This is a genomic window from Exiguobacterium sp. Leaf187, from assembly GCF_001423925.1.
Classification (GTDB): Bacteria; Bacillota; Bacilli; order Exiguobacteriales; family Exiguobacteriaceae; genus Exiguobacterium_A; species Exiguobacterium_A indicum.
Map to the genome: position 1 here is coordinate 16,496 of NZ_LMPR01000012.1, position 13,745 is coordinate 30,240.

Below are 13,745 nucleotides of genomic sequence, written 5' to 3' on the forward strand. Positions count from 1 at the left end.
GAAGGACTCTCGTTAAATGAAAGTATCATGGAACAAGAGAGGAGTATGCACATGCGTGGTGTCTTATTTGCGATTGCTGGTGGCTTTTTCTTGACGCTCCAAAGTGTCGCCAATGCCCGGATCAGTCAAACGATCGGGACGTGGCAAGCGGCGACGATCACTCAGATGACTGGGTTCATCGTTGCGATTCTCTTAGCAATCGTCTTACGGGATCGCAGTTTTTCAGCGATGCGACGTGTCAAACCACTCTATCTGGCAGGGGGAGCCTTTGCGGCGATCATATTATTCAGCAACATGACGGCTGTCCACCGGATGGGCGTGACTTTGACGATTTCGCTCTTTTTATTGGCGCAATTAGCGCTGGCACTCTGGATTGACGGAAGAGGCTGGTTCGGCGTCATGAAACGTCGACTGCGGGGTCCGCAGATCATCGGCATCTTGATGATGGTAGCAGGCATCTTCATCTTAAAGAGCTAAGGAGGAGAAGAAGTGACGGACATTGTGACCTATTTGGAACGGTATCAGTTAATGCATGTCTTTGATGCATCACTACGCAAGGCGATGCACATCCAGACGTTCGCACCGGGTGAGGCTTTATGCCGACAAGGCGATGTTGCGCATGAACTCTACCTGCTCGTCGAAGGGAAATTGAAGATCACGCATATGTCGGCAACGGGGAAACGTCTCGTGTTGTCCTTCAAGCATCCGTTTGATCTCGTCGGTGATATTGAGTTCGTCCGAAAGATTGATTTGATGAACACGGTCGAGGCAGTGACACCAGTGACCGTCTTACGCATTGCCTATCCGGATTTGGAAGAAGCACGTGTCCATCATTCTGCCTTTTTATTATTTTTACTCGAGACGATCACGAAAAAGTTTGAATTAAAATCGCATACGCTCAGCTTCAATCTGTTGTACCCGGTTGAAGTTCGGCTCGCCAGTTATTTGCTGTCGATGACACCTAATACGGATGCTTTTGCGAGTAAGGAACTCGTCGATGCGGCAGATTTGATCGGGACGAGTTATCGTCATGTCAATCGTGTCTTACGCCAGTTCGTCGATGATGGGTTGATTCGCCGGACGCAGCATACGATTGAAATCATTGATCGAGACGGATTGATGGAGCGCGTTGGAGAAAGCATTTACGAATGAAAGAGGTGTGATATGGTTACAGGAATCATTCTTGCCCTTTGTGGGGGCATGCTCGTCTGTATTCAAAATACGTTTAACGCAAAAGTCAAAGAATACGTCGGCGCTTGGGCGACGACAACGTTAGTCCTTGGACTCGGGTTCCTCGCTTCACTGACGATTGGTTTGATCGTCGAAGGATCACAACTGTTTGCACTAAAAGAGGCACAAACCTGGTTTTGGTTCAGCGGGATCATTGGTGTCGGTGTCGTCCTCTGTGTGACGCAAGGCGTTCAACAACTCGGACCGAGTCGAGCGATTTCGATCGTCATGGTATCACAAATCCTGTTTGCCTTACTCTGGGATACGCTCGGCTGGTTTGGTTTACAGACCGTTCCGTTTACGTGGACGAAAGCACTCGGCGTGCTATTGATTGGTGGTGGCGTGCTATTATTTCAACTAGGTGGCAAAACAACGACTGTACAACACGTACGAAAAGGAGCTTGACTATGTTTTACACGACGGTATTATTCGATATTGACCATACATTACTCGATTTTGAAGCGACGGAACGGATTGCCTTTCGCCGCCTGCTCGAGCAACAAGATTTGCAGTGGACACCGGAGCGAGAAGCGCGCTATAAAACACTCAATCAAGCGCTTTGGAAAGCACTCGAACGAGGTGAGGTGACACGCGAGGAAGTCATTCACTCACGGTTCGTGACGTTCTTCGCGGAAGAAGGACGGACGGTCGACGGACGAGAAGTTGACGAAACGTATCGCGGCTATCTCGCACAAGGAACAGAATTGATTCCGGGTGCGACGGCGCTGCTTGAGCAGCTAGCCGGAAACGTCACGATGTACGTCGTCACGAATGGTATCTCGAAGACGCAACGCGCACGGCTCGAGGGCGCCGAATTAACGGACTTCTTTGAAGGGATTTTCGTTTCAGAGGAGACGGGTTTTCAAAAGCCGATGGCAGGATTCTTCAATCATGTGTTTGCGCGAATTCCGCAATTCGACCCAGCGCGAACGATCATCGTCGGGGATTCCTTGTCAGCTGATATCGCAGGTGGCAATCAAGCCGGTATCGCAACATGTTGGTTTAATCCAGAAGGAAAATCAGCGACGGATATCAAGCCGACGTTTACGATTACGTCGTTAGCCGAACTACCTGCGGTGGTTGAAAACGCAGCAGTCCTTCAACAATGAATCAAACCAACCGATAGGAAAGAGAAGGAAAGGGGGCGATCACTGTGCAACGATGTGATCAACAGACGCTGGAGGCAACTCCCGTCTAACTAAAAGGGGAAATGAACATGATTCAACTTGTACCGGTAACAGCAGAAAACTGGGAAGCGTGTTGTGAGCTAGCACTGACAGTAGAACAGCAAGACTTCATGGAAGCGAATGTCTACTCGATCGCGCAAGCGAAGTTCGAACCGAGCCTTGTCCTTCGGGCGATCATTGCAGGTGAAGCCGTCGTTGGTTTTGTGATGTACAACACGGAGCTAGAAGAACTCAACGGCTACTGGATTTACCGCATCATGATTGATCAAGCGCAGCAAGGGAACGGAATCGGACGATTGGCGATGCAAGCCGTAATTGACGAGATGCGCGTGTTACCTGCAGCTAAACGAATCGTCGTCGGCTATCGGCCGGATAATCAGGCGGCACACCGTCTGTATGCAAGTCTCGGCTTCATCGACCACGGGGATCGATTCGGTCGGGAAATGGCAGTGCGATTAGAAGTATAAAACTTGATGAGATGATAGAACGAATAGAGGAGACACCATGCACATTCGACTAATGAAAGAATCGGATTATCCAGAAGTCGTTCGAATCTACGAACAAGGAATAAAGACGGAGAATGCGACATTTCGCACGGAAGCAATACCGTACGAAGAATGGACGAGGCATCACCACGCACACAGCCGCCTCGTTGCAATGGAAGACGAGCAACTGCTCGGCTGGGTCGCGTTAAGTCCATTCTCTTCGATTCCGGCATACGCCGGTGTCGCTGAAATCAGCCTCTATATCGCGGAAGAAGCACGCGGTAAAGGTGTCGGCACACGCTTGATGGACGACGTCATTCAAGCAAGTGAAGCAGCCGGAATCTGGACGTTGCAATCGCAAGTCTTTCCGGAAAATCAAGCGAGTCTACGCCTTCATGAACGTTTTGATTTTCGGGAAGTCGGTCGCCGAGAGCGAATTGGTCGGCTCGGAGGCAGATGGCGCGATACGGTATTGCTCGAGCGACGCAGCACATATCTCTAAAATTCGGCAAGTGGACACAATGTTCCCTTGCCTTCTTTGTGTTGAAAGCAAGGGATAATGGGAAAAGACAGACAGCAGAAGAAGGGGGAGGGATCACGATGGATGATTTTTTTGGTGAAGGACTTGAGACCAATCAGCAAAAACGGAAACGCAAACTGGAGGAAATCTTTGATCAGTCGTTTGAATCGGAGCGACGGGATTTCAATCAATCGCTGGAGCAGGACGTGACGGTTGCCTTGATCGGAGATGTCAATGCGGGAAAATCCTCGACCTTGAACGCGATTCTTGGTCGTGAAGTCGCAACGGTCGGAGCGCGCCCGGGTGAAACGGTCCGGATTGATCAAGTAAGGCAGCATCCGGAAGATAAAGTCATCTTCGTCGATACACCAGGATTGAATGATGCCAATACACAGAACTCGGAAGCGACGTGGACGTACTATCAAAGTGCCGATGTCATCCTTTATTTTTTAAATGCGGCAGGTACCGTCTTATCTGAGACGGAGACGAAAAACTTCCGTAAGATCTATCAACATAACCAAAATGTCTTGATCGTCGTTACGAAGATGGATGCGACGGATGATGTCGACACGATCGTTCAGCATATTGCAGAAAAACTACCAGGACCCAAAATCATTCCCGTATCAGCACGAGAAGGAACGAACATTGATCGGCTCCGTCGGGAGGTCCTCGACATCTTAAAAAAGTTCGACAAGGATAATGTGTTCGTTCGTCAGATGGATCCGACCGTTCGTGGCAAGATCGCCAACAACTGGATTGTGGGTGCCGGAACAGCCGCAGGTGCGATTGGTGCCGTCCCGTTCCCGGGAGCTGATATCATTCCATTGACTTCAATTCAAATCGGCTTGATGCTCAAGTTATCGAATCTGTACGAACGACAGTTATCCAAGGAGAGTGCGAAGGAGTTGCTTGTCGTGACAATCGTCGGAAACTCCGGAAAAACCGCCTTTCGGCAAATGGCGAAGCTCGTTCCGGGGTATGGTGCCGTCATTGCCGCGGGCGTTGCTTCGACCGCCACCCTTGCACTCGGATATGGAACAAAATATGTCTATGAGAATAAGCTCGAGCTGACACCGGAACAACTGATGGGGTTCGTGAAACGATTCCGGAAGAAGGCAGAAGAGTCGTCAGAAGAGACAAACGAGTAATCTCCCTGTTATTCTATACAGCAATAAAGGGGGAGAACATATGACACGATTACTCGAAGAAATCAAACAGTATCAATCGGAATTCCGACAAAAGGCACCTGCTGAGAAACAACGGTTGATGGCGGAAGCGACAGCAGAACTTACTGCTTCTGGTATCGCAAAAGGTCTAGGTGTCGGTGATACGATTCCACACTTTACGTTACCCGATGTATCTGGCAAGCCTGTGGCGATCGAGACATTACTCGAGCAAGGTCCTGTCATCTTAACGTTCTACCGGGGTGGCTGGTGTCCATACTGCAATCTCGAGCTTCGCGCGTACGAACGGGAAATCGACCGAATTCGTGCTCAGGGAGCGACTGTCATTGCAATTAGTCCGGAGACAGCTGATTTTGCTGAGCAAACGGTGAATAAGAATGCGTTAAGTTTCCCTGTCTTAAGTGACGTTGATTTACATGTATCCCGTCAATTTGATTTGGTCTTCGACCTGCCAGATTATTTGATCGAGATTTACAAGGCATCGGGACTTGATGTAGCAAAACACAACGGAAATGAGGATTGGCAGTTGCCGAAACCGGCGACGTTCATTATTGATACGGACGGTGTGATTCGTTTCGCAGAAGTACCATCCGATTATACAAAACGCGTTGATCCAGAACACATCCTCCAAAACCTTGAACAGAATAAAAAGTATGAAGATTGACTTAAACGGTCTGGCTTCTCTCTACTTGTTGGGAGAAGTCAGACCGTTTGAAGTTTCCCTTTATTTTGTATCAAGAAGTACTCGTCTCAGCCATTCTTGAAATTTGAGATCAGTCTGTTGCCAATCCATTGCCCGTGCAAAATGATGAGCGGAGATGCGAATGGCTTCGTACTCCTCTGGATCTCGGAAACAAGCTCGCATTTCGGCAGCGAGTGCACCAGGTGTTTTGTTTTTAGCCATGTAGCCTGTCATGCCGTACTGAACGGCGTCTCGGACACCAGGAGCATCATATACGATGGATGGTGTTCCGACCGCCGCCGCTTCAATAATAGAAAAACCTACGCCTTCACGTATGGAAGGGAAAAGGAGAGCGGTGGCACGACTCATCATGCGGCGCGTTTCTGTTTCAGTGACTGAATCGTAATATGTGATAGCATCCTTCACTTCTTTAGGAAGGGGAAGTGTAAGGTATTGCAAAAGATGAGTGCTGTTACGGATACCAATCAGCCAGAGGCGTGTCTCAGGAAACTCACGTTGGACCATGAGGAATGCCCCAATCGCATCTTGAAGTTCTTTTTCGTTCAGACGGTTGATATATAGAAAGGTTGGAACATGTTCTTTTAACTCCCATTCCTGTTCAGACCACGGGGAAAAGGAAAGTCCTGGCGGCAACATCGTGATATGACTGTTAGTAAAACCAGCACTTTGTAGTTCGTCTACAACAGAGGGGCTGACAGTCAAGGCATGACTATCTTTATACCAGCTTAACCGTCGAGTCTCTGTCCATTCGCCAAGCTTTGAAAAAGGAAACACAAGCGTCGTCGACCAACGCTCACGAATCAATTGATAAAGAAATAAAGTTCGTTTATGACGTGGAACATAAAGTGGTGTGAAGAAATGAAACCCATTCAAATGATCCAGAACTAAATCAATCGTTTTAGCATAAGACCAGTAATAATAAAGGGCATATGGAATAAGAGAAGCTGTCGTACCATAACGGAGGTAAGTGATACCATCTCGATACTCCGTCGGTGATCCGCCCTTGAATGAGACAGACAAATGGGTAACTCGGTAGGTAGTACTGACACGCCGCAACATTTCATGAATAAAAGTTTCAGCTTCTCCGGCTTGTGGATGTCGAGCATCACGCCAAGATAAAAAAAGTAGATGAGGTTTCATGTCGTACCTCCTTTGCGTAGAAAAAATTGGATCCGAAAGATCGGTTCTGCTACTAATCTTCTCTACAGTAGAAGGATATTCCTAGAAAATGCATCAAATCAATAGACTTCTGTTTCATCCATGATGTCCTGAAGCGTTACGTATAAAAGCTTTTGGGTAAAGAACAATAACGAAACGGGTAGGAGGAAAGCGCATGAAATGGAAGGGAAGAGAACGGAGTTCGAACGTCGAGGACCGGCGGGGAATGGGTGGGAAAGGAATCGCCGGTATCGGCGGTGGTGTCGGGATCATCCTGCTGATCGTCATCACTTTGATGGGTGGTAATCCAACTGAACTACTCGGAGACTTAACCGGTGGGGATCAGCAAAATACGACGTATGAGGAAACAGCGCAGGAAAAAGAAGCAGCGGACTTCGTCTCCGTCGTCTTGGCCGATACGGAACGAGTCTGGGCGAAAGAATTTAAAGAAGATGGTAAGACCTATAAAAAACCGACACTCGTCTTATATACGGATCAAGTTAGTTCGGCTTGCGGACAAGCAGGGAAGTCCGTCGGTCCCTTTTACTGTCCCGGTGATCAGAAATTATACATTGATTTAAGCTTTTATAATGAACTGCAGACGAAATACGGAGCACCGGGCGATTTTGCGATGGCCTATGTCATTGCGCATGAAGTCGGGCATCATGTCCAGACGTTACTCGGAAAATCGGATGAGATCATGCCACTTCGAAAGCAAATGAGTGAGGAGAAGTTCAATAAATACCTCGTTCGATTCGAGCTACAGGCAGATTATTATGCCGGCGTCTGGGCGCATCACGCGCAAGGAGAAAACTTGCTCGAAGAAGGCGATCTCGAAGAAGCGTTGACAGCAGCCAATGCTGTTGGGGACGATACGTTACAAGAGAAAGGACAAGGATATGTCGTACCGGAGAGTTTCACCCACGGCACATCGGCGCAACGAGAGCGTTGGTTCCAAAAAGGCTTTGATAACGGCACGATCGAAGGCGGAGATACATTCAAAGCGAAGAATCTATAAAACGAAGCAACGACAGTCCTTTGAAATATCTTCCAGTCATTTCTGTAAAGAAGAGGGAAGGATTCAAAGGGGAGTGTCGAAGTTGAAGCACATCAGTCTATTTCTATTGTTCTATACGGCTGTCGTCGGATTGACGTACATCGTGTCACGATTTGCGCCAGACTTGTTGGTCTATATGGTCTATTTCGCCATTGCATCATTACTTGTCATCACAGGCTATTTGTTGAAACGACTCGTAATGAAGCGCTAAATACCAAAAAACCTGTGTTCTGCTTGCGCGGAACACAGGTTTTCGTTATTTAAAAGCCATCTTATGAACGGAACATCGTCGGATCATCTGGAACGTTCTCCAGATAAGCGATCCGTCCGTTTTCATCGAGACGTGCGATATCTTTTCCGTCTTGCGTGAAGACACTACCGTCTGCCCGTTTTCCGCAAACTGCCCAGCGTGTTTCATATGTTCCTGGTGTTGTTTCTTCCCAGCCTGCATACATGTGCTTAATGTCCTGATTCGCCGTGAACACATGACGGACGAACTGTTTCCAGGCGTCGATGCCGTGCTTTGGTTGTCCGTTCAGGACGAACGTGATGTCTGTCGTGAATAAGGAAACGAGATCCTCAAAAGCTTGTTCATCTGTGCGTGACGCGTCGAATAAGTCGAAATAACGATTCAATACCATAGTAAAAACCTCTTTCTGTTCATTAAAGTGTCATCATCCGGTCTGTGATTAACGCATGCAACCGTTCTAAATGCTCCGGTGGACAGGAGGCGTCGATTGCTTGACGGATCGAGCCAATCGATTCGCGCTTCAACGTCGATTGCCACGCCTCTTCCGCCTCTGTCATCAGATTCGAGAGTAGACCGATTTCCTGTTCCTGAATTCCCATCAAATCCTCAAAGACACCGCTTGACGCATACAACGTCTGCTTGCCCTCGATCGCTTGATAAATGTCAAAGATTTGAATTTCGTCTGCCGGACGTCGTAAGCGAAAGCCGCCTTTGACACCCGGTACGGAATACAACAGATCCGCCTGGACGAGTTTTCGTAAGAGCTTTTGGAAATAAGTCGGCGAGGCACCGAGTTGCTGGCTGATGAATTCACCGGGCAACACAGCGCGATCCGGAAGGAAGGTCAAAAGCAACATCGCATAGACGGATTGCTCGACCCCGGTTTTCATTTGCATGAGAAATCTCCTTTCGTTAAACGTGGATAATGTATATCCATAATAGTTTTATTCGAAAGAATTGTCGAGTCATATGCTCTCACAAAACCGTCACACCTTTTCGACAGCATCTGCATGGCATCCCCGTTCCGGATTCGGTATACTAAATGTACGATATGTGAAAATATTCACTAAAAGTCGTTCACACTTTGTGAAAGGACGTTTGTATATGAATCCATTAAAAGGAATCGTCCAGATTCCACGTAATATTCTCATTCAATTCATCATTGCGGCTTTCTTAATGGGGGTCGCGGTCGTCGGTCAGTCATACGGCATCGTGTTGACGGTCGATCGCATTTTCCTAAAAGAACAACCGTTTGAAGCTGTCATTCCGTTACTGCTCGTCGTCCTCGGGATGTTATTGCTCCGAGTCGCCGTGACGTATTGGAACGGTCGTCTCGGTACGACGTTATCGGCACACATGAAGCAGGCACTTCGGGAAGCACTCGTCGCGAAATACACAGGTCGTTCGGTCGAGATGATGCTACAAGGGCAAGCGGGACAGAAGGTCAGTGTCTTGCTCGACGCTGTAGACGAGATGGACAGCTACTACAGTCAGTACTTGCCGAAAGTTGTCCAGACGACGATCGTTCCCTTGATGGTCTTGATCGCGGCATTCAGCTATGACTGGATCACCGGTCTCGTCATGATGATCACGGCACCGTTCATTCCGTTGTTCTACATCATCATCGGCATCATGACGCAAAAGCGGGCGGATGCTCAACTCGAGAAGATGACGGCATTCTCGGGAACGTTCCTTGATACGTTGCAAGGACTGACGACCTTGAAGTTATTTGGTCGTGCGAAACGACAACGTGACGTCATCGAAAAAAGCAGTCTTGATTTCCGGGATGCGACGTTAACGGTCTTGAAGCTCGCCTTCTTGTCGTCGTTGATGCTTGAGTTCATCTCGATGCTCAGCATGGGAATGATTGCACTTGAGGTCAGTCTGCGCTTGATTTTGTTCCAAAGTATTACCTTCATCCCGGCGTTCTTGATGCTCGTGTTGGCACCAGAATACTATCTTGCCTTAAAAGAGATGGGAGCTGCCTTCCATACGGGACGCGGTAGTGTCGCGGCAGCGAAACAGATCGCAGCCGAACTAACGGCAGACGATCGTCCTGTTGCCTTTGGGCAATCAGAACTTTCGATGAACCGTCCACCACGAATCGTCTTGAATGAAGTCGGCTTTACGTACCAAGAAGGACGTTTTGCCTTGCAAGATATCGGGCTTACGATTGAGCCGTATCAAAAGGTAGCGTTGATCGGTCGCAGTGGGGCCGGTAAATCGACCGTCTTGCAGTTGATTGCCGGACTTGCGGATCCACAAGAAGGACGGATTCTACTCGACGGAACCGAGCGCGGTCAGGTGGAGGAAACAAGCTGGTTTCGTCAGTTGAGCTACATTTCTCAACATCCGTATCTGTATGCCGGAACGCTGGCAGAAAACATCGCGATTGGTGAGCTTCGTCAAGCGACGCCGGAAGAGATTTTCGAAGCGGCGCAGGCGGCAGGGCTCGAGGAGTTGATTGCGACGTTGCCTGAAGGGATTGACACGGTGATCGGAGAAGGTGGACGCGGTCTATCGGGTGGCGAAAAACAGCGTGTTGCGTTAGCGCGAGCGTTCTTGAAACGCCCGAACGTCGTCGTCTTTGATGAACCGACGACTGGACTTGATGTCAAAACGGAGCGACTGCTCCAACAAGCGATTGAGCAACTCGGACAATCGGCAACGGTCATCACTGTCGCGCACCGTTTGCATACGATTGAACGATCGGATCAAATCGTCGTTCTCGACGGCGGACGAATCGTCGATCGTGGCACCCATGATGAATTGCTTGGTCGCGATTCGGAATATGCGCGGATGCGTAGCGTCCAGAGAGGGGAGGAAACACGATGAAGGAATTATTAGGAGTCTTTCGGTTGATGGTGCATCAAAAACGCGATATCGCCTGGTCGATCTTCTTCGGTGTCCTCGCCGGTGTGACAGCGGTCGGTTTATTCGCAGCAAGTGGTTACCTGATTTCAAAGGCAGCCTTGTTGCCACCGATCCAGACACTCGCCGTCTTGATCGCCCTGCAAAAAGTGTCGAGTCTGACGCGCGCCGTCAGTCGGTATGCGGAACGTTACTATTCGCACCGGGCGACGTTTACGATTCTTAGTGACATCCGAACGTCATTTTACCGTCGTCTCGAGCCGCTTGCGCCAGGGATTTTTGGTAAGTACCGCAGTGGTGACTTACTTGCGCGGATCGTCGGGGATGTTGAGAGTCTACAAAATACCTTCTTACGTGTCCTCTATCCACCTATCGTGTTACTGCTCGTTTTCTTCTGTACGATCTTTTTCGTCAGTTTCTTCTCATGGACGATTGCCGGGATTCTGTTGCTTGGTTTAATTCTGACCGGTTTCTTGATTCCGGGATGGTTCGCGTACCGTGAACAACGCTTCGCCCGTTCAGTCCGTGTTCGACGTGGTGACTTGTCGACAGAAGTGACAGAGTTATTCCAAGGCTATCGTGATTTGAAGATTTACCAACAACTCGACCAAAAGGAACAGGACTTGAATGCCGTCGCGAAACGGTATGTCGAGGAAGAGAAACGTAATGGTTTACACGCTGTCTCGAACCTGGCCTTGAATACGATGGTGACGTTGATCATCTCTTGGCTTGTCCTTGGTGTCAGTGCCTATCTCGTCGCAAGCGGACAACTCGAGGGAGTTTTCCTCGCTTTACTCGTCATGACATCGCTGACCGTCTTTGAAAATGCGGCACCGATGGCGATCTTACCCGGCTTTTTTGAAGACAGCCGGCATGCTGCGAAACGACTTGATGAAGTCGTGACCGAGCAAGAAGAGCCAACTTATGACACGTTTGTTCTCAATAAGGCACCATCCTTTGAAACGAACGCGTTGACGTTCACGTTCCCTGATGCACCGCGTCCGGTCTTACGTGACGTCACCGTCTCGATTCCTGCCGGCAAGAAGACGGCGATCGTCGGGGCGAGTGGTTCCGGGAAATCCACGTTACTGCAATTGATGTTACGGATGTATCCAGCGGACGGATTAACGATTGCTGGTCAAGATAGTCGGACGGTTGATCCGGAAGGACTCTGGCAGCACGCGAATGTCGTCCTGCAACAAAATCACTACTTTTATGGAACACTTCGTGATAATCTACTTCTCGCAAACGAAGCAGCGACGGATGAAGCGATGCGACAAGCACTCGATGATGTCGGATTAACGACATTCGAGTTGAGTGATCGTGTGTTTGAAAAAGGAGAGAACTTATCCGGAGGAGAAAAACAGCGGCTAGCGATTGCCCGCGTGCTCTTGCGAGAAGCATCGCTTTACTTGCTTGACGAACCGACGTCATCCGTTGATGCTTTGACGGAACAGATGATTCTCAAGCGACTGTTTGCGCGAGCAACGGATGCGACACTTGTCCTCGTCAGCCACCGCTTAGCGGGTCTTGAAGCGATGGATCAAATCATCGTCATGGATCAAGGACAAGTCATCGAAGTCGGAACGTATGCCGATTTGATGACACGACAAGGGGCGTTTTATGAGTTAAAACAAGTCGAGCAGTCGGTGTTTGCTCCGATTGGATAAAAAGTATGGAAGGCAATGAATCAAGTAAGGTTCATTGCCTTTTTTATTTAGCTTGGAAGAACTGAAAAGACATGACAGTCTACTTCTGAAATGGTAAAGTCTAGAAAAAACATAGGGGGATTTCATGCATATCAAACAATCATCCATCGTCGTCGATCAGACGACCGTTTCATATGATCATTTTCAAATGGGATCCAAACAGGTCTGCTTCTTGATTTCGGGAGCATCGTACGTATACGACCATCCATACTTTTACTACAGTCGAATGGCATTACTCGCGCGAGGCATCGATGTCATCTGCATTCACTATGTGACAGAAGAGCTATTTTCAATGTCAGACGCTGAATCAAATGCCTGCATGACGCGCCGAGTTGACGCTGTCGTCTCGGAAGTGCTTGCGACGCATCCATACGAAAACGTTCAGTTTATCGCAAAATCGTTAGGAACGATTCCGCTTGCCGCGTTACTTGCTAAGCCGAGTCTACAGACAGCACGCTTCGTTTTCTTAACACCCGTCCTAAATGAAGTGGTTGAACAAATCGCCACCTCGTCGCAAGTTGGACTGATCGTCATTGGCACGGCCGATAAGTTTTATGATGAGGCAGCACTTGAAACGTGTCGGACATCACAATTAATGATCGATGTTATCGAAGGAGCGAATCATTCACTCGATCAAGGATTTGAGGTCGATTCGTCACTTGCAGTTCTCGGACATGTCATTCGTCAGATCGAAGCCAGTCTATTCGAACCGCTACATCAGTAAAAAATCCGTCCAGCAGAGAGGCTGCTGGACGGATTTTTTAGTATGGACGAAGTAAGGCGCGAACGGGACTACCATCGCCGTCGACGAGCGGGAGCGGGACGGCATTCAAGTGGTAATCACCAGGCGTGATCGCATCGAGGACGAGTCCTTCGAGGATATGGATTCCATGCTGTGTCAGTGCGTGATGGGCTGCCATTTCCTTGCTATCAATCGCATCGACGCTTGGTAAGTCAAGACCAATCAGCGAAATCCCGAGTTCTCCGAGACGTTCAGCAAGACTTGGAGTCAAGACGGGAATCGTTTCTGGGAACGTTGATTTGTCGATCCAACCATCCGTTTTGATGATCAAGCGCTGGACGTCATTTAGCTCAAAGCCATCTAAATCAGCGGCTGTGATGTCTGTACGCCCTGGTAAGTAAATGACACGCGCATGTCCGATGTAGAGGTCTGGATCCAGGTCGATGATTTTTTGTCCAGCATCATCAAAATGAAACGGCGCGTCGACATGGGTACCGGTATGCAGACTCATCGTAACTTTGCCGACGTTAACGGAACCGGTGTCTGCCTTATTCCATGTCAATGTGGCTTCAAACGGTGTATCCCCCGGCCACGTCGTGACGTGACGATCAAGTGGTTGTGAAACATCAATCCATCGTGTCATCGTTTC

17 protein-coding genes are annotated in these 13,745 nt (G+C 48.8%); 13 read left to right on the forward strand and 4 right to left on the reverse strand.

Going from position 1 to position 13,745, the window contains the following annotated elements; genetic code table 11:
- Positions 1–51: 51 nt before the first annotated feature.
- The 8 genes from ASF99_RS15390 (at position 52) to ASF99_RS15425 (ending at position 5,270) form a co-directional block, all read left to right on the forward strand.
- Positions 52–477, forward strand: coding sequence for a DMT family transporter (locus ASF99_RS15390; RefSeq protein WP_023466686.1), 426 nt, complete (start codon positions 52–54; stop codon positions 475–477).
- Positions 478–489: 12 nt separating this feature from the next.
- Positions 490–1,152 carry a Crp/Fnr family transcriptional regulator gene (locus tag ASF99_RS15395; protein WP_035399306.1) on the forward strand — a complete coding sequence of 221 codons (663 nt, stop codon included), beginning with the start codon at positions 490–492 and terminating at the stop codon, positions 1,150–1,152.
- Positions 1,153–1,164: 12 nt separating this feature from the next.
- Positions 1,165–1,635 carry a DMT family transporter gene (locus ASF99_RS15400; RefSeq protein WP_055969840.1) on the forward strand — a complete coding sequence of 157 codons (471 nt, stop codon included), beginning with the start codon at positions 1,165–1,167 and terminating at the stop codon, positions 1,633–1,635.
- 2 nt (positions 1,636–1,637) lie between these two features.
- Complete coding sequence (locus ASF99_RS15405) at positions 1,638–2,339, forward strand: YjjG family noncanonical pyrimidine nucleotidase (protein ID WP_055969843.1); 702 nt, start codon at positions 1,638–1,640, stop codon at positions 2,337–2,339.
- Positions 2,340–2,446: 107 nt separating this feature from the next.
- A complete protein-coding gene (locus tag ASF99_RS15410; RefSeq protein ID WP_082487279.1) occupies positions 2,447–2,884 on the forward strand; it encodes a GNAT family N-acetyltransferase in 438 nt (145 codons plus the stop codon).
- A gap of 37 nt (positions 2,885–2,921) precedes the next feature.
- Positions 2,922–3,404, forward strand: a complete 483-nt coding sequence (locus ASF99_RS15415) for a GNAT family N-acetyltransferase (protein ID WP_055969848.1) — start codon at positions 2,922–2,924, stop codon at positions 3,402–3,404.
- Positions 3,405–3,502: 98 nt separating this feature from the next.
- Positions 3,503–4,570, forward strand: a complete 1,068-nt coding sequence (locus ASF99_RS15420) for a YcjF family protein (RefSeq protein WP_035399298.1) — start codon at positions 3,503–3,505, stop codon at positions 4,568–4,570.
- A gap of 40 nt (positions 4,571–4,610) precedes the next feature.
- A complete protein-coding gene (locus ASF99_RS15425) occupies positions 4,611–5,270 on the forward strand; it encodes a peroxiredoxin-like family protein (RefSeq protein ID WP_055969851.1) in 660 nt (219 codons plus the stop codon).
- Positions 5,271–5,330: 60 nt separating this feature from the next.
- Here the strand turns inward: ASF99_RS15425 and ASF99_RS15430 are convergent, their stop codons facing one another.
- Positions 5,331–6,449: a glycosyltransferase family 4 protein gene (locus ASF99_RS15430; protein WP_055969854.1), complete on the reverse strand. Its 1,119-nt coding sequence runs from the start codon at positions 6,447–6,449 to the stop codon at positions 5,331–5,333.
- 193 nt (positions 6,450–6,642) lie between these two features.
- Here ASF99_RS15430 and ypfJ point away from each other — a divergent pair, with 193 nt between their 5' ends.
- Both ypfJ and ASF99_RS17305 read left to right on the forward strand, forming a co-directional pair.
- The gene (gene ypfJ / locus ASF99_RS15435; RefSeq protein ID WP_055969857.1) at positions 6,643–7,485 is read left to right on the forward strand and encodes a KPN_02809 family neutral zinc metallopeptidase; all 843 of its coding nucleotides are present in this window, start codon (positions 6,643–6,645) and stop codon (positions 7,483–7,485) included.
- Positions 7,486–7,567: 82 nt separating this feature from the next.
- Positions 7,568–7,735: a hypothetical protein gene (locus ASF99_RS17305; RefSeq protein WP_156357225.1), complete on the forward strand. Its 168-nt coding sequence runs from the start codon at positions 7,568–7,570 to the stop codon at positions 7,733–7,735.
- A gap of 61 nt (positions 7,736–7,796) precedes the next feature.
- Here the strand turns inward: ASF99_RS17305 and ASF99_RS15440 are convergent, their stop codons facing one another.
- Together ASF99_RS15440 and ASF99_RS15445 are read right to left on the reverse strand one after the other, a co-directional pair.
- The gene (locus tag ASF99_RS15440) at positions 7,797–8,165 is read right to left on the reverse strand and encodes a nuclear transport factor 2 family protein (RefSeq protein WP_023466710.1); all 369 of its coding nucleotides are present in this window, start codon (positions 8,163–8,165) and stop codon (positions 7,797–7,799) included.
- A gap of 22 nt (positions 8,166–8,187) precedes the next feature.
- Positions 8,188–8,670, reverse strand: a complete 483-nt coding sequence (locus ASF99_RS15445; protein ID WP_055969858.1) for an Rrf2 family transcriptional regulator — start codon at positions 8,668–8,670, stop codon at positions 8,188–8,190.
- 208 nt (positions 8,671–8,878) lie between these two features.
- On the opposite strand from ASF99_RS15445, the gene cydD reads away from it, so the two are divergent.
- The 3 genes from cydD to ASF99_RS15460 all read left to right on the forward strand — a co-directional run bounded on the left by cydD (position 8,879) and on the right by ASF99_RS15460 (position 13,078).
- Positions 8,879–10,609, forward strand: coding sequence for a thiol reductant ABC exporter subunit CydD (cydD, locus tag ASF99_RS15450; protein WP_055969860.1), 1,731 nt, complete (start codon positions 8,879–8,881; stop codon positions 10,607–10,609).
- Positions 10,606–12,315, forward strand: coding sequence for a thiol reductant ABC exporter subunit CydC (gene cydC, locus ASF99_RS15455; protein ID WP_055969862.1), 1,710 nt, complete (start codon positions 10,606–10,608; stop codon positions 12,313–12,315). The genes cydD and cydC overlap by 4 nt, the downstream gene beginning before the upstream one ends.
- A 124-nt stretch (positions 12,316–12,439) precedes the next feature.
- Positions 12,440–13,078: an alpha/beta hydrolase gene (locus ASF99_RS15460; RefSeq protein WP_055969865.1), complete on the forward strand. Its 639-nt coding sequence runs from the start codon at positions 12,440–12,442 to the stop codon at positions 13,076–13,078.
- A 37-nt stretch (positions 13,079–13,115) separates the two neighbouring features.
- Here the strand turns inward: ASF99_RS15460 and kynB are convergent, their stop codons facing one another.
- Positions 13,116–13,739 (reverse strand): arylformamidase, encoded by a 624-nt coding sequence (gene kynB / locus ASF99_RS15465; protein ID WP_055969866.1) that lies wholly within the window; start codon positions 13,737–13,739, stop codon positions 13,116–13,118.
- Between the last annotated feature and the right edge of the window lie 6 nt (positions 13,740–13,745).